The sequence below is a fragment of the Micromonospora yangpuensis genome, assembly GCF_900091615.1.
Lineage (GTDB): Bacteria > Actinomycetota > Actinomycetes > Mycobacteriales > Micromonosporaceae > Micromonospora > Micromonospora yangpuensis.
Genome location: NZ_FMIA01000002.1, coordinates 5062045 through 5079752, shown reverse-complemented (window position 1 = coordinate 5079752; position 17708 = coordinate 5062045). Strand labels below are relative to the sequence as shown.

Here is a 17708-nt window from a genome sequence, read left to right as displayed (position 1 = left end):
AGGAGAGTCAGTTGTCCATCGAGATCGCGAACGAGTCCGGCGTCGAGGTCGACACCGACGCCGTACTCGCCGTCGCCCGGCACGCCCTCGACGAGATGGGGGTCAACCCCCTCGCCGAGCTCTCCGTGCTGCTGGTCGACATCGACTACATGTCCGAGCTGAACCATCGCTGGATGGGCGGCGACGGCCCCACCGACGTGCTGGCCTTCCCCATGGACGAGGGCAGCGTCGACCACGGGCCCGGTGAGGCCAGCAGTCCGGGCGGTGAGCCGGCGTTGCTCGGTGACATCGTGCTCTGCCCGGAGGTGGCGGCCAAGCAGGCGGCCACCGCCGGGCACGCGCCCGCCGACGAGTTGCACCTGCTCACCGTGCACGGGGTGCTGCACCTGCTCGGCTACGACCACGCCGAGCCGGAGGAGGAGCGGGAGATGTTCGCCCTCCAGGCCCGGTTGCTGGCGAGCTGGCGGTCGACCCGGACCCGGTGATGACCCCCCTGATACTCGCGGCCGGCCACACCGCCGGCCCACTGCTCGCCACCGGCCCGACGGTTGCCGCCGGGCCGGCCGGCCCGGTCCTCGCCGCCAGTCCGGCCGGCCTCGTCCTTGCCGCCGGCCCGGCCGGCCTGCCCGACCTGCAACTGTTGTTCTTCGCGGCGGGCCTGCTGGTGCTCGCCGGGTTGATCGCGATGACCGAGGCGGCGTTGGCCGCGATCTCCCCGGCCCGCGCCGCGGAGCTGGCCCGGGACGGGGCGCGCGGCGCGCGGACCCTCCAGCTGGTCGCCGGTGACGTGGTACGCCACCTCAACCTGCTGCTCCTGCTCCGGTTGCTCACCGAGCTGACCGCCACCACGCTGGTGGCCCTGGTCGCGGTGGACACCTTCGGGGCGGGCTGGCGGGCGGCGTTGATCACCGCCGGGGCGATGACCGTGGTCAGCTTCGTGGCGGTCGGCGTCGCGCCCCGCACGCTGGGCCGCCAGCACGCGTACTCGGTCGGTCGGGCCGTCGCGCCGCTGGTGCGCTGGTTGGGCCGGGCGCTGAACCCGCTGGCCTCGCTGCTGATCCTGATCGGCAACGCGGTGACCCCCGGGCGGGGCTTCCGGGAGGGGCCGTTCGCCACCCAGGTGGAGCTGCGGGAGCTGGTCGACCTGGCCGAGCAGCGCGGGGTGGTCGAGCACGGCGAGCGGCAGATGATCGAGAAGGTCTTCGCGCTCGGCGGCACGATCGCCCGCGAGGTGATGGTGCCCCGCACCGAGATGGTCTGGATCGAGCGGGGCAAGACGCTCTCCCAGGCGTTGGCGCTCTTCCTGCGCTCCGGCTTCTCCCGGATCCCGGTGATCGGCGAGAGTGTCGACGACGTGCTCGGGGTGTTGTATCTCAAGGACCTGATCCGGCGTACCCAGGGCGGCGCGGCCGAGGACGCCCGGTGCGACGTGGCCGAGCTGATGCGCCCGGCCACCTTCGTCCCGGAGTCCAAGCCGGTCGACGATCTGCTGTCGGAGATGCAGGCGGCCCGCCGACACCTGGTGATCGTGGTCGACGAGTACGGCGGCACCGGCGGGTTGGTCACCATCGAGGACATCCTGGAGGAGATCGTCGGCGAGATCACCGACGAGTACGATGTCGAACGCCCGCCCGTCGAGCATCTCGACGACGGTGCGGTCCGGGTCACCGCCCGGCTCCCGGTCGAGGATCTCGGCGAGCTGTTCGACACCGAGCTGCCCACCGACGAGGTGGAGACGGTCGGCGGCCTGCTCGCCCAGGCCCTGGGTCGGGTGCCGATCCCGGGGGCGCAGGCCGAGGTGGCCGGGCTGTCTCTGGTCGCCGAGGGCACCACCGGCCGACGAAACCGGATCGACACCCTGCTGGTGAGCCGGGCCGAGCCGCGGCACGAGGCGGGGCAGGGCGAGCAGTCCGAGCCCCGGGACAACGACAACCGATCCGAGGAGAGGCAACCCGCCGATGCCTGACACACCCGTGGCACCCGCCGCCCGTTCCACCCCGTCCGGGCCGGTGACCGAGCTCGGCGCCGAGGACGCCAAGCTGGTCGTGCTGGCCCGGGGCGCGCGGGGCCGGGTGGGCGCGGTCGAGGGCGCGGCAGTCCGGGATCAGGACGGCCGGACGTACGCGGCGGCGAACGTCGCCCTGCCGTCGCTGACCCTGACCGCGTTGCAGCTCGCGGTCGCCTCGGCGGTTGCCGCCGGTGCGACCCGGCTGGAGGCTGCGGTGTTGGTGACCGAGGCCTCGACGCTGGACGGCGCGGGGCACGCCGCCGTGCGTGACCTGGCCGCCGAGGCGCCGATCCACGTGGCCGCCCCGGACGGCACACTGCTCGGCACGGTGGCCGAGTGACCGGCACGGGGCTGACCGCCGAGCGCCCGTACCGGGCCGGTTTCGCCTGTTTCGTCGGGCGGCCGAACGCCGGCAAGTCGACGCTCACCAACGCGATCGTCGGGCAGAAGATCGCGATTACCTCGAACAAGCCGCAGACCACCCGGCACGTCATCCGGGCCGTCCTGCACCGGCCGGACTCGCAGCTCGTCCTGGTCGACACCCCCGGCCTGCACCGTCCGCGTACCCTGCTCGGCGAGCGGCTCAACGACCTGGTGCGGACGACCTGGAGCGAGGTCGACGTGATCGGCCTCTGTATCCCGGCGGACGAGCCGGTGGGCCGGGGCGACCGGTTCATCAGCGGTGAGCTGGCCGAGTTGAAGGCGACCGTGCTCGCCGTGGTCACCAAGACCGACCTGGTGGACAAGAAGCGGCTGGCCGAGCAGTTGCTGGCGGTCAGCGAGCTGGGTGACTTCGCGGCGGTGGTGCCGGTCAGCGCGGTCTCCGGGCACCAGGTGGACACCCTGGTCGACGTGATGACCGGCTACCTTCCGCCGTCGCCGCAGCTCTATCCGGACGACATGCTCACCGAGGACCCGGAGCAGGTGCTGGTCGCCGAGCTGATCCGGGAGGCGGCCCTGGAGGGGGTCCGCGACGAGCTGCCGCACTCCATCGCGGTGGTTGTCGAGGAGATGATCCCCGAGGGCAAGGTCATGAAGATCTTCGCCGACGTCTACGTCGAACGACCAAGCCAGAAGGCGATCGTGCTGGGTCACCGGGCCAGCCGCCTCAAGGAGGTCGGCATCACCGCCCGCCAGCAGATCGAGGAGCTGCTCGGCACCCGGGTCTACCTGGACCTGCACGTCCGGGTGGCCAAGGACTGGCAGCGGGACCCGAAGCAGCTGCGCAAGCTCGGCTTCTGACCCGACCCCACCCCGCGCCGCGAATGGGATATCTCACGTCTATGCGGCTTTGCTAGCTGTTTTTCCGGCGGAGCGTCGAGGGTAGGGAGGTTTGTGCCTGTCCTGCCCGCCGACCCGGATGCAGCTGATGCGTAACCGATACCTGGATCTTCTTCGCTTCCTCGCCATCGTCCGGGTCGTGGTCTACCACGTCACCGGGTGGGCCAGCCTGACGTTGATTTTCCCGGCCATGTCGGTGATGTTCGCGCTCGCCGGCTCGTTGATGGCCGCCTCGCTCACCCGTACCGGGGCACCGGCGGTGGGTCGACGGCTCCGTCGGCTGCTGCCCTCGCTGTGGGTGGTCGCCCTGGTGTTCGTACCCGCCATGCTGCTCACCGGTCTGACGCCGACCTGGCGGATCGTGCTGTGGCTCTTCCCGATCGCCGATCCGCCGGCCAACGGCTGGGGTGCGCTCGCGCTGAGCGTGATCTGGTACCTGCGCGACTACCTGTGGTTCGTGCTCGCCTCACCGGTGGCGCTGTGGCTGTTCCGGCGGGCCCCACTGCCGACCTTGCTCGCCCCGTACCTGCTGTTGGTGGCGATCGAGGTGGGGGTGCTGGCCGATCCGTCGCTGGCGGTGCGCGAGTTCGGGCTCTACTTCGGAGCGTGGCTGCTCGGCTTCGCCCACCACGACGGTCTGCTGCGCCGGATCGGCAACCGGGTGTTCGTCCCGCTCGTGGTCGTGGTGGGTGGTCTCGGGCTGGCCTGGATCCTGGCCAACCACGGCCCCCGGGGGTACGACCTCAACGACATCCCGCTGGGCAACGCCCTCTGGTCGGCGGCGTTCATCCTGGTCGCCCTCGGCCGGGCCCCGTCCGGCGCGGCCTGGGTGGACCGCAACGCCGCCTTCGGCCGTACGGTGACGGTGCTGAACCGGCGGGCGCTCACCGTCTACCTGTGGCACATGCCGTTCGTGGTCGCGTTGACCCCGCTGGTCGACGTGGTCGGCTGGTCCCATCAGGATCCGGTCGGCCTGGCCATCCGGGTGGTGCTGGTCTTCGCCCTGGTCGCGGTGGTGACGGTGCTGGTCGGCTGGGTGGAGGACGTGGCGGCCCGCCGCCCACCGGAGCTGCTGCCCGGTGGCCGTCGCCCGGCCCCGGCCACCGGCACCGCCGAGGTGCCGAGGAGCCGCGTCGGCAACGAGCCGGCCGGCACCCGGGACGGGCGGCGAGGTCACGCCGACGACCTGCCGCAGGCCCGGGCCGGCGACGAGGTGGGGGTCCGGGCCGGCGCGGGGCGGCGGGCCGACGACGAGGCCCGGTAGGTCACCGGCGGGTGATCTTCAACTGGCCGTTGTCGACCCGTACGTCGAGCACGGCGGTGGCACCCGGATCGTGGGGCACCTCGATGTCACCCTCGTCCGGCTCACCCTGGTGCCGGACCTGGTACCGGCCGTCCGGCACGCTCAGCGTCACCGAGCCGGTCTCGCTGTGCGCGCGTGCCGAGGCCACCTGGTCGAGCGAGACCGAGATGTCGCCGACCTCGGTGACGACGTCGACCGCACCGGTGCCGAGGGCCTTGCCGGTCACGTCGCCGGCCCCGCTGCGCAGGAAGACCGGGCCGGTGATCCGGTCGACCTCGATGTCACCCGCGTCGGTACGGGCGCGGACCGGACCGTTGCTCTCGCTGATCCGGACGTCCCCCGCGCCGAGGGTGATCTCCACCGGACCCACCCGGCTCAGGTCCAGTTGGCCCGCCTCCAGCTCGCCCTGCACGGTGACGCCCACCGGGGCGGTCACCTCGTAGGACAGCGAGCAACGGTTGCCGCAGTCGGTGTCCAGCACCAGCTCCCCGCCCCGGATCTGGTAGCTGGTGTCCGGCTGGTTGGCGCCCTGGTAGCGCAGGATCCGTTTGATCCGTACCCCGGTGGTGGCGTCGGTGGCGCGGACGGTGACGTCACCCGCACCCCGGAGCACGGTGATGCCGGTGATCCGGGCCGACTCGGTGTCGTCGAAGTCGAGCCGTCGGGAGGCGAGGCCGTCGCAGCCGGTGACGAGCACGAGCGCGGCGATGGTGCCGAACGCGGCGACCCGGCGGGGTTTCGACCGGGCGGTCACGGCGGGTCGGCGGGCGGTCTGGAACCGAGGCATGGCGGAACGGTACGGCCCGGGCGCGGCGGCGCGCATCGGGGACGACCGGCCGGTGCACCCCGAGCTGACCCTGATTTCGGACCCCGAGAGAGAATGACCGGGTGACCGGGTACCGCCGACAGCTCTACCGCGACGACGCGGTGGTGCTGCGCGTGCAGAAGCTCGGCGAGTCCGACCGGATCATCACGCTGCTGACCCGCCGGCACGGCCGGATGCGGGCGGTCGCCCGGGGGGTCCGGCGCACCACCAGCAAGTTCGGTGCCCGGCTGGAGCCGTTCGGGCACGTCGACCTGCAACTGGCCGGCGACCCCAAGGGCAACGTCGGCAGCTCACTGCACAGCGTCAGCCAGGTCGAGGGGATCGACCTGTACGGCAAGCGGTTCCTCGGCGACTACCCGAGGTACACCGCGGCCAGCGCGATCGCCGAGACCGCCGAGCGGCTCACCCCGGTGGAGCGGGAGCCGTCGCTGCGGCTGTTCCAGCTCACCCTGGGCGCGCTGCGCGCGCTGTCGGTGGCCGAGCACGCCACCACCCTGGTGCTCGACGCGTACCTGCTGCGGGCGATGTCGCTGGCCGGCTGGGCACCGGCGTTGACCGCGTGCGCGGTCTGCGGCACGCCGGGGCGGCACCGGGCGTTCTCCGTACCGGCCGGGGGTGCGGTCTGCCCGGACTGCCGACCGCCCGGCGCGGCCCATCCGGCACCGGCCACCGTCGACCTGATGTCCGCGCTGACCACCGGCGACTGGCGGATCGCCGACGCCACCGAGGCGGGGACCCGTCGGGAGTGCAGCGGCCTGGTCGCGGCGCACCTGCAGTGGCACCTGGAACGCGCGCTACGCTCGCTGCCGCTGGTCGACCGGGGCGGTACCCCCGGTGTCGGAGCCGGCGCGGAGGGTGTGACCAGGGAGATGACCGAGTGATTCGATCGACGAGGGCCGGCCGTCGTGAGCCGACGCCACCGACTGCGCACCCGTCGGGTGCCCGGCCACCGGCCCTGCCGGCCGACGCGTTGCCTAAGCACGTGGCGATCGTCATGGACGGCAACGGGCGGTGGGCCAAGGACCGTGGCCTGCCCCGCACCCGGGGCCACGAGCAGGGCGAGCACAGCCTCTTCGACACCGTCGAGGGCGCGATCGAGCTGGGCATCCCGTACCTGTCGGCGTACGCGTTCTCCACCGAGAACTGGCGGCGCTCGCCGGACGAGGTGCGGTTCCTGATGGGCTTCAATCGGGACGTCATCCGCCGTCGCCGGGACCAGCTGGTCGACCTGGGCGTCCGGGTGGTCTGGTCCGGGCGGGCCGGGCGGCTGTGGAAGAGCGTCATCTCCGAGCTGCAGACCGCCGAGGAGATGTCGAAGGACAACGCCACGCTCACCCTGCAGTTCTGCGTCAACTACGGCGGCCAGGCCGAGATCGCCGACGCCGCCGCCCGGATCGCCGCCGAGGCCGCCGCCGGCCGGCTCGACCCGGCCAAGGTCACCGAGAAGACCCTGGCGAAGTACCTGTACCACCCGGAGGTCCCGGAGGTGGACCTCTTCCTGCGTCCCTCCGGCGAGCAGCGGATCTCCAACTTCATGCTCTGGCAGACCGCCTACGCCGAGCTGGTCTTCCTGGACACGCTCTGGCCGGACTTCGACCGCCGGCACCTCTGGTACGCCTGCGAGCTGTACGCCCAGCGGGACCGCCGCTTCGGCGGCGCGCTGCCCAACCCGGTCGCCCCGCAGACCTGACCGCCGGCCGGGCCGGTCGTCCTGGTCTCCGTGCGGGCCTGTCGTGCCGCCTTGGTCTCCCTCGTGCGGGCCTGTCGCGGTGTCCCGGTCGGTCGGTACCGTCGTGCGGGTGGACTTGGACGACATCGCCGCCCGGCTCGCAGTGCCCGTCGAGGAGGTCGAGCGGGTGCACCGGCTCGCCGCCGACCGACCGTCGGCGCCGCTGCCCGCCGTCACCGACGCGCCCGCGCTCCTCGACCGCCTCGGGGTACCACCGGACGACGCCGCCGAGATCATCGCGGGCTGGCCCACGCCGGAGATCACAGCGGGCCGGCCCGGACCGGAGGCCATCGCGGGCTGGCCCGGACCGGAGGCCATCGCGGGCCGGCCCGGACCGGAGGCCAGCGGGTGGACACCGGAGCTGCGCTGGCTGCTCGACCGGTCGATCGCCCTGGTCCGCGCCGACCTCGGCGGCCACGGCTGGCTGCCACCCGGCCCGGTGTTGCCGCGGGAGCGGGGCCCGGCCTGGCGACACCTCTACGCCTACGCGTACCTGGCCCTGGTCGACGTGGTGCTCGGCTACCACCGCGACCACGGGGTGGCCGAGGCCGCGTCCTGGGCGACCCTTGCCGACCTTGGCCGCAACCTGGCGATCGACCGGCGGATGCGCGGCGAGGGCTGGCCGGTCATGCAGAGCTGGCTCACCCTGCACGTGCGCGGCGGCCTCTACCAGTTGGGCCGGCTGCAGCACCATCGCGGCGACGGCGCCGTCGAGCTGCACATCCCCGACGCGGGCCCGTTGACCCCGGAGGCGGTCGCGGACTCGCTCGACCAGGGCCGCGCGTTCTTCCCCCGGCACTTTCCCGACGAGAGCTACCGGGAGTTCGTCTGCGGCTCGTGGCTGCTCGACCCGCAGTTGGCCGAGTACCTGCCGGCGGAGTCCAACATCGTGCGGTTCCAGCGCCGGTTCGAGCTGGAGCCCTACCAGCCGCCCGAGGGGCTGGACCCCGACGTCGAGGTGCTGCGGTTCGTCTTCCGTACCCTGAGCACGCCGCTGGACCGGCTGCCCCGTCGTACCGCGTTGCAGCGCGCGGTCGTCGACCACTTGGCCGCCGGCCGGCACTGGCACTGGCGGCGCGGCCGCTTCCCGCTCTGACCGGCACCGCCCGTCTGCGGGCCCGCAGCGGGCCGGCCGTTGTGGGGCGGCCCGGCCGGCAGGCTTACCGGGCGGCCCGGCTGGGTACCACTGTCGTCAGCAGCCACTGACGGAGGTGAACCCACAATGATCCAGAAGCGTATCGCGCAGTGGGCGGTGATGGCCGTCGCGGTGCCGCTGGCTGCGGCCGGTGCCCGTCGACTCAGCCACACGCTGGAGGCCCGGCGCGGCCCGACCGGGGTGAGCCGCCTGCTCAGCAAGGGCGCCGACGTGCTCCGCCCGCAGCAGGCCAAGCGCCGCCGTCGCTTCTTCTGACCGACCTGACCCGGCGAACGGGTACGGCCCCGGTCGAGGTTGACCGGGGCCGTCACCACGTGCGACGGGCGGAGGCTCAGCCCTCGACCTCGGAGCGGTCGGCGGTGGCCCAGAGGGTGTGGAACGAGCCCTCCCGGTCCACCCGCTGGTAGGTGTGCGCCCCGAAGTTGTCCCGCAGGCCCTGGATCAGCGCGGCCGGCAGCCGCTCGGCGCGCAGCGCGTCGAAGTAGGACAGCGACGAACCGAACGCGGGCACCGGCACACCGGCGCGGGTCGCGTCGGCCACCACCCGCCGCCAGCTCGGCACGCCCGCGCTGACCGCCTCGGCGAAGTACGGCGCCACCAGCAGGCTGGGCAGGTCCGCCTGCTCGTCGTAGGCCTGCTTGATCCGGTCCAGGAAGCGGGCCCGGATGATGCAGCCGCCCCGCCAGATGGTGGCCGTGCTGCCCAGGTCGATGTTCCAGTCGTACTCGCGGCTGCCGGCCCGGATGTGGTCGAAGCCCTGCGCGTACGCCACGATCTTGGAAGCCAGCAGCGCCCGACGGACGTCCTCGATGAACGTCTCCCGGTCGCTCACCTGCCACTTCTCACCGGCGTCCGGGAAGGCCCGGTGGGCGGCGGCGCGCTGGTCGGCGTGCCCGGACAGCGAGCGGGCGAAGGTCGCCTCGGCGATACCGGTGATCGGGATGCCCAGGTCCAGGGCGCTCTGCACGGTCCAGCGGCCGGTGCCCTTCTGCTCGGCCCGGTCCTGCACGATGTCCACGAACGCCCGGCCGGTGGCGGCGTCGGTGTGCGCGAGCACGTCGGCGGTGATCTCGATCAGGAAGGACTCCAGCTCACCGGTGTTCCAGTCGCGGAAGATCTCCGCGATCTCCGCCGGGGTCGCGTCCAGTCCGGCCCGCAGCAGGTCGTACGCCTCGGCGATGAGCTGCATGTCGGCGTACTCGATGCCGTTGTGCACCATCTTGACGAAGTGCCCGGCACCGTCCGGCCCGACGTGCGTGCAGCACGGCGTCCCGTCCACCTGGGCGGCGATCTTCTCGAACATCGGCCCGAGCTTCGCGTACGACTCGGCGGAACCGCCGGGCATGATGCTCGGCCCGAGCAGCGCGCCCTCCTCGCCGCCGGAGACCCCGGTGCCGACGAAGTGCAGCCCGTGGGCGCGCAGCGCCTCCTCGCGGCGGCGGGTGTCGGCGAAGTGCGCGTTGCCGCAGTCGATGACGATGTCACCGGCTTCGAGCAGCGGCACCAGCTCGTCGATCACGGCGTCGGTGGGGCCCCCGGCCTTGACCATGATGATGACCGCGCGCGGCCGCTCCAGTGCGGCCACGAAGTCGGTAAGGGACTCGGCGGGGACGAAGGTGCCCTCGTCGCCGTGCTCGGCCACCAGCTTGCGGGTCCGCTCCGGCGAGCGGTTGTGCACCGCCACCGGGAACCCGTTGCGGGCCAGGTTACGGGCCAGGTTGCGGCCCATCACCGCCAGCCCGGTCACGCCGATCTGCGCCGTCGCCTGCTCAGTCACTGTGTTCCGCCACCTTCCACGTCGGCCTGCAGGGATCAACTTGGCCTGCAGTCCTGCTGACGGTATCGCGGCCGGCGGACCGACCGGCGGGGCCATCGACCTGGTGTCACCAGGTGGTCGCGCGAACGATCGCCCGGTACGACCTCAGCCGATCAGCGGACGGAAGGTGCCGACCGCGACGCTGACCGCCAGTGACCCAGCGGCCACCACCAGCGCCCCGGCCACCAGCAGGCCGTCGGCCACGGTGAACCGCTGCCGGCGGGCGACCGTGCGGGGCCCGCCGGCGTCGAACCCCCGGGCGTCCATCGCCACCGCCAACCGGGTGCCCCGCCGGATCGCGCCGACCAGCAGCGCGAACCCGGTGGAGCCGAAGAGGCGCAACTTCGCCACCGGGTTGCGCCCGGCGTCCACCCCGCGCGCCCGACGGGCCATGCCGATCATCTGCCACTCCTGGGCGAGCAACGGCACCAGCCGGAACGCGGCCAGCGCGCCGATGGCGAACCGGGCCGGCGCCTTCACGTTCTGGATCAACGCGTCGGCCAGGTCGGTCGGGTCGGTGGTGGCGAAGACGATCACCCCGGGCAGGGCCACCGCGAACAGCCGCAGCACCATCCCGAGCGCGGTCACCAGCACCCCCGAGGTGACCAGCACCGGACCCGCCGCGAGCAGCGTCCGGCCGGAGCGGTCCGCGGCGAACAACACCAGGGTCACCAGTACGCCCGCGGCGGCGGCCAGCAGCGGCAGCGCCCGCCGGGCCAGCACCCGGTAGCGGACCCCGAACAGCGGCAGGACGGCCAACTCCACCGCGATGGCGATCGCCGGGGCCACCGGATCCAGTGTGGCGAGCAGCACCACCGAGAAGACCATCGCCGCCGCCAGCTTCGCCACCGGGTTGCGCCGGGCCAGCGGGGCGTCCGGCGCGGCCACCGGCTCACCGCCGAACATCGGCGCGCTCCCGGTCCTCAGCGGCGTGCATCGGCGCGTTCCAGGACCAGGGTCCGGTCGGCCAGCGCGGCGACGAAGTCCGCGTCGTGGGTGACGGTGACCACCCCGTGCCCGGCGTCGCGCAGGTCGGCGAAGAGGTCCACCAGCTCCAGCCAGGTCCGGCGGTCCTGGCCGAAGGTGGGCTCGTCGCAGACCAGCAGCCGGGGCGCGGTGGCCAGGGCCGTCGCCACGCTCAGCCGCCGCGCCTCCCCGCCGGAGAGGGTGTACGGGTTGGCCCCGGCCAGCCGGGTCAGCCGCAGCCGGTGCAGCAACCCGTCCACGGTGGTCCGCACCGCGTGCTCCGGCTGACCGGTACGGCGTGGCCCCAGGGCCAACTCCTCGCTGACGGTGCCGGTGACGAACTGGTGCTCCGGATCCTGGAACACCGACCCGATCCGGCCGGCCAGTGCGGGTGCCCGCCACCGGTGCGGGGCAGTGGCGGCGTCCGCGCCGGCCAGCTCGGCGGTGGCCGTCAGTCGGCCGGTGCCCGGTCGGAGCAGGCCGCCCAGGAGCAGCGCCAGGGTGGACTTGCCGGCCCCGTTCGGGCCGAGCACGGCGAGCGCCTCGCCGGCGCGTACCGTCAGCTCGGTGGTGGCCAACCGGGGCGGCAGGCCGAGCCGGTCGGCGGTGAGCAACCGGTCGCCGACCGGGGTCCGGGCCCGGCGGGGCGCGACCGGGTGACCCGGCACCCACACCCCCTCGGCGGCCAGTTCGTCGCCGTGCGCGGCGAAGACCTCCCCGGGCGGGCCGTCGGCCCGGACGCCGCCGCCGGGTGCCAGCACCACCACCCGGTCGACCAGCCGTAGCGCCTCCGCCACCCGGTGCTCGACCAGCACCAGGGTGGTGTCGGCGTCCACGGCGAGCGCGACCGCGTCGCGGACCAGCTCGGCCCCGACCGGGTCGAGGTTGGCCGTCGGCTCGTCCAGCAGCAGCAACCCCGGGTGCAGGGCGAGCGCCCCGGCCAGGGCGAGCCGTTGCTGCTCACCGCCGGAGAGCGCCGCCGTGGGCCGGTCCCGGTGGTACGGGAAGCCGACCCGACGCAGCGCCGCGTCGACCCTTGGCCAGATCTCGCCGGCCGGTACCCCCCGGTTCTCCAGGCCGAACGCGACGTCGTCACCGCAGCGGGCCATCACCAGCTGGGTCTGCGGGTCCTGGAAGACGATGCCGACGCGTTCCCGGTCCTTGCGGGGGTCGACCCCGTCGATCTCGACGGTGCCCTCCTGCTCGCCGGAGTCCGTCGGCAGCAACCCGGCCAACGCCGCCAGCAGGGTGCTCTTGCCGGCCCCGGAGGCACCGAGCAGCAGGACCCGCTCGCCCCGCTCGACGTCCAGGTCCACCCCGCGTACCGCCCAGGCCCGACGCCCCGCGTGCCGCCAGCCGAAGCCCCGCAACCGCACCGTGCCCACGCCGCGTACCCCCCGGGTCCGGGATCAGACCAGGGCGCGGTCGCGGCCGGCAGGGAACCGGTCGAGCACCCCGGTGCCGGCCAACGCCCGGGTGAGCAGCAGGCCGCCGACCCCGGCCAGCACCGTGGCGCTCAGCACGGTCAGGACGAAGATCGGCAGCCGGGCGGTGAGCAGGTCGAGCGCGGCGTAGTACCGGATCTGGTCGAAGACCGCCGCGGCGAGCCCGGCCAGGGTGGCGGAGAGCATCGCCGCCGGCAGCCGGTACGAGCGGTACCGGAACGCGGCGAAGCCGAGCTCCGCCCCGACCCCCTGGAAGGCGCCCTGCAGGATGGCCACCACGCCCCACTGGCTGCCCAGCAGCACCGAGACGAACGCGGCGAGGAACTCGCAGTAGAAGGCGGCGCCGGGCTTGCGGATCACCAGGCCGCCCAGCACCCCGGGGACCAGCCAGATGCCGTAGATGACCGCCTGGGCCGGTGGAAAGAAGGCGAACGCGCCCTCGGTTGCCGTCCAGACCAGGTTCCAGGCCCAGAAGATGACGCCGAAGGCGACCGCGATCACGGAGGCGACCACGATGTCGATGGTCCGCCAGCGATCGGTGTCGGTGTGACTCATGGTGGATGCTCCCAGTCCCGAGTGCGAACCAGGAGAAGACGCACGCCGTGCCCGGCGGACCGGACGACGGCGCGGCTGAAGGTCGACCGAACTCCCTGCGCTGGCATTACCCAGATCAGGTTCGAGGGTCTGCGGGCGGACCCGCACTCTCAGCGCTGCGCGCTCCCCTGTCGGAGGTGAAGTTGTCTCACCGACGCTAACACCCCGGTGAATCGACCGGCAAAGTGATCATTGCCTGGTCAGCCGCCGGTATGCCGGGTTTTCCACAGGCTGTCCGGTACGCATCGACGTGGCCCGTCGGTGGGCAGTACCCTCAGGCGGCCGACCGATGGTTCCCGCGCACCGGCAACGGGCCCTGGCAGGTTCGGAGCGTCGGTGAAGGGGCGTACAGGTGACCGCAGAGACCAACCACCGTGGTACGACGGTGGATCCTGGTTCCCCGGTGGATCCTGGTTCCCCGGTGGATCCTGGCTCCCCGGCGGATTCTGGTTCCCCGGTGGGTCCTGGTTCTCCGGCGGCCGAGCCCCCGGCGGACGGGCCACGCCGGTTCCTCGGCGACCGGGTCGGCTCGGTGGAGGTCCTCGCCGGGCTGCTGATCCTGCTGGTCGTCTTCCGCGAGCCGGTCGCCGACCTGCTCTCCGCACCCCGCTGGCAGACCTGGACGACCGTCTTCGTCTCGATCCTGGTGCAGGCGATGCCCTTCCTGGTCTTCGGGGTGATGCTCTCGGCGGTGATCGCGGTCTTCGTGCCGCGTTCGTTCTGGGCCCGCGCGCTGCCCCGCCGGCCCGGCCTGGCGGTGCCGTTGGCCGGCGCGGCCGGCTTCGTGCTGCCCGGCTGCGAGTGCGGCGCGGTGCCGATCGCCGGTTCGCTGATCCGTCGGGGGGTCACCCCGGCCGCCGCGCTGGCCTTCCTGCTCGCCGCCCCGGCGATCAACCCGATCGTGCTGGTCGCGACGGCGGTCGCCTTCCCGGGCAACCCCGAGATGGTGCTCGCCCGGGGCCTGGCCAGCCTGGTGGTCGCGGTGCTGATGGGCTGGCTCTGGCTGCGGCTGGGCCGCGCCGACTGGATCCGGCTGCCGCACCGCCCCGACCTCGACGGCCTCTCCCGGGGTGCGGCGTTCTGGGCGGCGATCCGGCACGACGTCACGCACGCCGGTGGCTTCCTGGTCCTCGGCGCTATGGCGGCGGCCAGCATCAACGTGCTGGTGCCGAAGCGGTGGCTGCAGACCCTCGCCGACAACCCGGTGCTGTCGGTGCTCGCCCTGGCGGTGCTCGCCGTGCTGCTCTCCCTCTGCTCCGAGGCGGACGCCTTCGTGGCCGCGTCGCTGTCCCAGTTCTCCCTCACATCCCGGCTGGTCTTCCTGGTGGTGGGTCCGATGGTCGATCTGAAGCTGATCGCGATGCAGTCGGGGGTCTTCGGCCGCCGGTTCGCCCTCCGGTTCGCCCCGGCGACCTTCGTGGTCGCCGTGACGGTGGCGGTGGCCACCGGGGCGGTGTTGCTGTGAACCGGCAGGCCCAGGCGGTCGTGCTGCTGCTGCTCGGCGGGGCCGTGGTCCGGGCCAGCCTCACCGACCTGTACCTGCGCTACGTCAAGGAGAGCCTGCAGCCCTTCCTCGTCGCCGCCGGCCTGGCACTGGTCGCCGTCGCCGTGATGACCCTCTGGTACGAGTTGCGCCCGCTGCTGCCCGCCTCGGTGCAGCCGCCCGACGGTGAGCCGGCCGGCCCGGTGGCGCACGCCGATGCCGGGCACGCCCACCACGAGCCGCGGATCGGTTGGCTGCTCCTGCTGCCGGTGCTGGGTCTGCTGCTGGTCGCCCCGCCCGCGCTCGGCTCGTACGCGGTCAGCCAGGCCGGTGCCACCGTCCCCAGTGGTGGGCTCTCCGACTATCCCGCCCTGCCCGCCGGTGACCCTGCCAAGATCACCGTGCTGGACTACGCCTCCCGGGCGCTCTTCGACGCCGGCGAGTCGATCGGCGACCGCCGGGTCCAGCTCACCGGATTCATCGCCACCGGCGGCGCCGGAGAACCGATCCTGGCCCGGATGGTGCTGTCCTGCTGTGCCGCCGACGGGCGTCCGGTCAAGCTGGGCCTGACCGGCGAGGTGCCGGTGGGCCTGCCCCAGGACACCTGGATCGAGGTGATCGGGCGGTACACCGACCGGATCGGACGGGACCCGGTCAACGACGCCGAGATCCCCTACCTGGACGTCGAGACCTGGCGTGAGGTCCCCGTGCCCCGGCAACAGTACGACTAGCCGGCCCGGCCCGGGTAGGTTCCGGTGATGCGGATCGAAACGCGTGGCCTCACCTTCGACGTTGCCGCCGGTGGACCGGCCGACGGGGTGCCGGTGCTGTTGCTGCACGGGTTCCCGCAGCACTCCGGGGAGTTCGACGACGTGGTGCCGGCCCTGCACGCCGCCGGGCTGCGCACCTACGCCCCGGACCAGCGCGGCTACTCGCCCGACGCCCGGCCACCGCAGGTCCGCGACTACCGGCTCGCCGAGTGCGTCGCCGACGCGGTGGCCCTGCTCGACGCGCTCGACGTACCCGCTGCCCACCTGGTCGGTCACGACTGGGGCGCGCTGGTCGCCTGGCAGGTGGCCGCCTACCATCCCGACCGGGTGCACACGCTCACCGCCGTCTCGGTGCCGCACCCGGCGGCGATGGCCCACGCGCTGGCCACCGACGCGGGGCAGAAGGCCCGCTCGTCGTACATCGCGTTGTTCCGCCGGGCGGGTACGGCGGAGAAGGTGCTGCTGGCCTGGAACGGCGCGGCGCTGCGCAAGATGCTCGGCGGCGTCGGTGACGCCGAGCGGGTGGCCCGGTACGCCGGGCCGATGCGCCGGCCGGGGGCGTTGACCGCCGCGCTGAACTGGTACCGGGCGATGTCCGGGGCCGAGTTGGCGCGGACCCCGGCGGTGCCGGTGCCGACCACCTTCGTGTGGAGTGACGGGGACACCGCGATCGGCCGCACCGCCGCCGAGACCTGCGCCGAACGCGTGACGGGGGAGTACCGCTTCGTGGTGCTGCCCGGGGTGAGCCACTGGATTCCCGACGAGGCGCCGCAGGCCCTGACCGAGGCGATCCTGGCCCGGGTGGGGCCGACGTTGTAACGACGTTCATGAGTCGGTTTCGCACTGTCTGCCGTAGGGCAAAGGCGTTGTCGCCAACCGGGGGTGGACCCCGGGGGCGGTACGTCTCACCGGAGGTAGCACGTGTCGAAGGAAACCGAGAAGCAGCGTTGGCAGCGAAACTTCGCCGACCTGCTCCAGGAGTTGCGGGTCGCGCAGACCGGCGTGCAGATCCTCTTCGCCTTTCTGCTGACCCTGCCGTTCAGTGCCGGGTTCGACCGGACCACGGACTTCCAGCGGGACGTCTACATCGTCGCGTTGCTGGCCGCTGCCGGTGCCACCGCGATGATCATCTCGCCGGTCGCGTTTCACCGGGCGCTGTTCCGGCAGGGTCGCAAGCCGGAACTGGTCCGCTTCGCCCACCGGATGGCCAGCGGTGGTCTGGTGCTCATGCTGATCTCGATGGTCAGCGCGGTCATGCTGGTCACCGACTTCGTCCTGCCCTGGTGGGTCGCCCTGCTGCTCAGCGGTATCACCGGAGTGTGGTTCCTGACCTTCTGGGCGGTGCTGCCGTTCAGCCGCCGCAACTGGGGCGACGATGACCTCGACGACGACGAGGACACCCCCACCTGAGTGAAAGGAAGGGCCCCCGCTTAACGCTTTCGGTATAGCGGGGCGCCCCTCTCACGGACCCGGGCGGCCCCTTCGTCCGGGCCGCCCTGACCCGTCCTGGCGTGGCCCGCCCTGACCCGTCCTGGCGTGGCCCGCCCCGAGGCCGGCCTGGCGCGGCCCGCTCTGGCCCCGGCCGTGGGGCCGGCGCGCCTGGCCGAACCCCGGGGTCGAGGCGCGCCCTATCGAGACTTGAGGCCCAGGCGGCGCAGTTCCAGGCGGGCCAATGCGTCCACGGTGGACGCGTCCCCGCGCCGCCACGCCTCGGCCACGTCCGGCGCGATCCGGGTCAGCCGGCCCACCGGTTGGTTGGCCAGCGCCCGCAGGGCCAGCAGGTCCCGTCCGGCGGGCACCCCGGCCAGGGCCGCCGCCGACCCGGCCCGGCGCATCCAGCGCAGCCGCAGCGGCAGCCAGCCGAAGAGCACCAGCCCGAGGGGGAAGATCAGCACCGCCACGGCGAGGGCCAGGGCGAGCTGGTCGACCAGTTCCTGCTGGTCCCGGCCCGCCTCGGCCAGCGACCGGGCGGCACCGGCGGCCCGTTCGAAGGGCGCGGTCAGCTCGTCGCCGACCAGTGGCACCCGGCCGACCTTGCCGCCGGCGTCGGCCAGGTTGTCGGCGAGGCCGCCGCCCGCCCCCTCCAGCTTCTGTCCGGGTACGGCCAGCTTCTCGACCAGGTCGTGCAGCCAGAGCGCGCCCCGGATCGAGCCGTACACCCAGGCGACGACGAGGAGATCGGTGAGGAGCTGACGGAGGGCGACCGGGGAACGGTCGGCGTAGATCTTCACGCCGGACAGCGTGCCACGCTCCCGCTCACCCGTCGATGCCCCGCAGCAGCCGGTGAGAAGGGTGCCCCGCTCTACCGGAAGCGTTAATAGGGGGCCCTTC

19 protein-coding genes and 1 riboswitch are annotated in these 17708 nt (G+C 73.1%); of the genes, 13 read left to right on the top strand and 6 right to left on the bottom strand.

Features of this window, described 5'->3' with window-relative positions; translation table 11 throughout:
* Positions 1-11 precede the first annotated feature (11 nt).
* The 5 genes from ybeY to GA0070617_RS22850 all read left to right on the top strand — a co-directional run bounded on the left by ybeY (position 12) and on the right by GA0070617_RS22850 (position 4553).
* Positions 12-485 carry an rRNA maturation RNase YbeY gene (ybeY, locus tag GA0070617_RS22870; RefSeq protein ID WP_091442364.1) on the top strand — a complete coding sequence of 158 codons (474 nt, stop codon included), beginning with the start codon at positions 12-14 and terminating at the stop codon, positions 483-485.
* Positions 485-1966: a hemolysin family protein gene (locus GA0070617_RS22865; protein ID WP_091442359.1), complete on the top strand. Its 1482-nt coding sequence runs from the start codon at positions 485-487 to the stop codon at positions 1964-1966. Before ybeY ends, GA0070617_RS22865 begins: the two co-directional genes overlap by 1 nt.
* Positions 1959-2348 (top strand): cytidine deaminase, encoded by a 390-nt coding sequence (locus GA0070617_RS22860; RefSeq protein ID WP_091442355.1) that lies wholly within the window; start codon positions 1959-1961, stop codon positions 2346-2348. Before GA0070617_RS22865 ends, GA0070617_RS22860 begins: the two co-directional genes overlap by 8 nt.
* A complete protein-coding gene (gene era, locus GA0070617_RS22855; RefSeq protein WP_373868374.1) occupies positions 2345-3250 on the top strand; it encodes a GTPase Era in 906 nt (301 codons plus the stop codon). The genes GA0070617_RS22860 and era overlap by 4 nt, the downstream gene beginning before the upstream one ends.
* Positions 3251-3377: 127 nt before the next feature.
* Entirely contained in the window at positions 3378-4553 is a 1176-nt protein-coding gene (locus GA0070617_RS22850; protein ID WP_091447083.1) for an acyltransferase family protein, read from the top strand.
* Position 4554: 1 nt separating this feature from the next.
* Here the strand turns inward: GA0070617_RS22850 and GA0070617_RS22845 are convergent, their stop codons facing one another.
* Positions 4555-5379, bottom strand: coding sequence for a DUF4097 family beta strand repeat-containing protein (locus GA0070617_RS22845; RefSeq protein ID WP_091447080.1), 825 nt, complete (start codon positions 5377-5379; stop codon positions 4555-4557).
* Between the two features lie 101 nt (positions 5380-5480).
* Here GA0070617_RS22845 and recO point away from each other — a divergent pair, with 101 nt between their 5' ends.
* The 4 genes from recO (at position 5481) to GA0070617_RS22825 (ending at position 8558) form a co-directional block, all read left to right on the top strand.
* Positions 5481-6299 carry a DNA repair protein RecO gene (gene recO, locus GA0070617_RS22840; RefSeq protein ID WP_091442352.1) on the top strand — a complete coding sequence of 273 codons (819 nt, stop codon included), beginning with the start codon at positions 5481-5483 and terminating at the stop codon, positions 6297-6299.
* The gene (locus GA0070617_RS22835) at positions 6296-7108 is read left to right on the top strand and encodes an isoprenyl transferase (protein WP_091442349.1); all 813 of its coding nucleotides are present in this window, start codon (positions 6296-6298) and stop codon (positions 7106-7108) included. Before recO ends, GA0070617_RS22835 begins: the two co-directional genes overlap by 4 nt.
* A gap of 109 nt (positions 7109-7217) precedes the next feature.
* Complete coding sequence (locus GA0070617_RS22830) at positions 7218-8243, top strand: acyltransferase domain-containing protein (protein WP_091447078.1); 1026 nt, start codon at positions 7218-7220, stop codon at positions 8241-8243.
* A gap of 126 nt (positions 8244-8369) precedes the next feature.
* Positions 8370-8558 (top strand): hypothetical protein, encoded by a 189-nt coding sequence (locus tag GA0070617_RS22825; RefSeq protein ID WP_091442344.1) that lies wholly within the window; start codon positions 8370-8372, stop codon positions 8556-8558.
* Between the two features lie 76 nt (positions 8559-8634).
* Here GA0070617_RS22825 and gndA read toward each other — a convergent pair whose 3' ends face one another.
* The 4 genes from gndA to GA0070617_RS22805 form a co-directional block, all read right to left on the bottom strand.
* A complete protein-coding gene (gndA, locus tag GA0070617_RS22820; protein ID WP_091442340.1) occupies positions 8635-10080 on the bottom strand; it encodes an NADP-dependent phosphogluconate dehydrogenase in 1446 nt (481 codons plus the stop codon).
* 144 nt (positions 10081-10224) lie between these two features.
* Entirely contained in the window at positions 10225-11025 is an 801-nt protein-coding gene (locus tag GA0070617_RS22815; RefSeq protein ID WP_091442336.1) for an energy-coupling factor transporter transmembrane component T family protein, read from the bottom strand.
* Positions 11026-11042: 17 nt separating this feature from the next.
* Complete coding sequence (locus tag GA0070617_RS22810; protein ID WP_091442331.1) at positions 11043-12470, bottom strand: ABC transporter ATP-binding protein; 1428 nt, start codon at positions 12468-12470, stop codon at positions 11043-11045.
* A gap of 24 nt (positions 12471-12494) precedes the next feature.
* The gene (locus GA0070617_RS22805) at positions 12495-13085 is read right to left on the bottom strand and encodes an ECF transporter S component (protein WP_091442328.1); all 591 of its coding nucleotides are present in this window, start codon (positions 13083-13085) and stop codon (positions 12495-12497) included.
* A gap of 74 nt (positions 13086-13159) precedes the next feature.
* Positions 13160-13264, bottom strand: a riboswitch (TPP riboswitch).
* Positions 13265-13581: 317 nt separating this feature from the next.
* Here GA0070617_RS22805 and GA0070617_RS22800 point away from each other — a divergent pair.
* The 4 genes from GA0070617_RS22800 to GA0070617_RS22785 all read left to right on the top strand — a co-directional run bounded on the left by GA0070617_RS22800 (position 13582) and on the right by GA0070617_RS22785 (position 16787).
* Entirely contained in the window at positions 13582-14589 is a 1008-nt protein-coding gene (locus GA0070617_RS22800; protein ID WP_217628869.1) for a permease, read from the top strand.
* On the top strand, positions 14586-15338 hold the full coding sequence (locus GA0070617_RS22795) for a TIGR03943 family putative permease subunit (protein ID WP_091442320.1): 753 nt from the start codon (positions 14586-14588) through the stop codon (positions 15336-15338). Before GA0070617_RS22800 ends, GA0070617_RS22795 begins: the two co-directional genes overlap by 4 nt.
* A 27-nt stretch (positions 15339-15365) precedes the next feature.
* On the top strand, positions 15366-16196 hold the full coding sequence (locus GA0070617_RS22790; RefSeq protein WP_091442317.1) for an alpha/beta fold hydrolase: 831 nt from the start codon (positions 15366-15368) through the stop codon (positions 16194-16196).
* Between the two features lie 102 nt (positions 16197-16298).
* On the top strand, positions 16299-16787 hold the full coding sequence (locus GA0070617_RS22785) for a DUF6328 family protein (RefSeq protein ID WP_091442314.1): 489 nt from the start codon (positions 16299-16301) through the stop codon (positions 16785-16787).
* A 218-nt stretch (positions 16788-17005) separates the two neighbouring features.
* Here the strand turns inward: GA0070617_RS22785 and GA0070617_RS22780 are convergent, their stop codons facing one another.
* Positions 17006-17608, bottom strand: a complete 603-nt coding sequence (locus tag GA0070617_RS22780) for a hypothetical protein (RefSeq protein WP_091442311.1) — start codon at positions 17606-17608, stop codon at positions 17006-17008.
* Positions 17609-17708 lie beyond the last annotated feature (100 nt).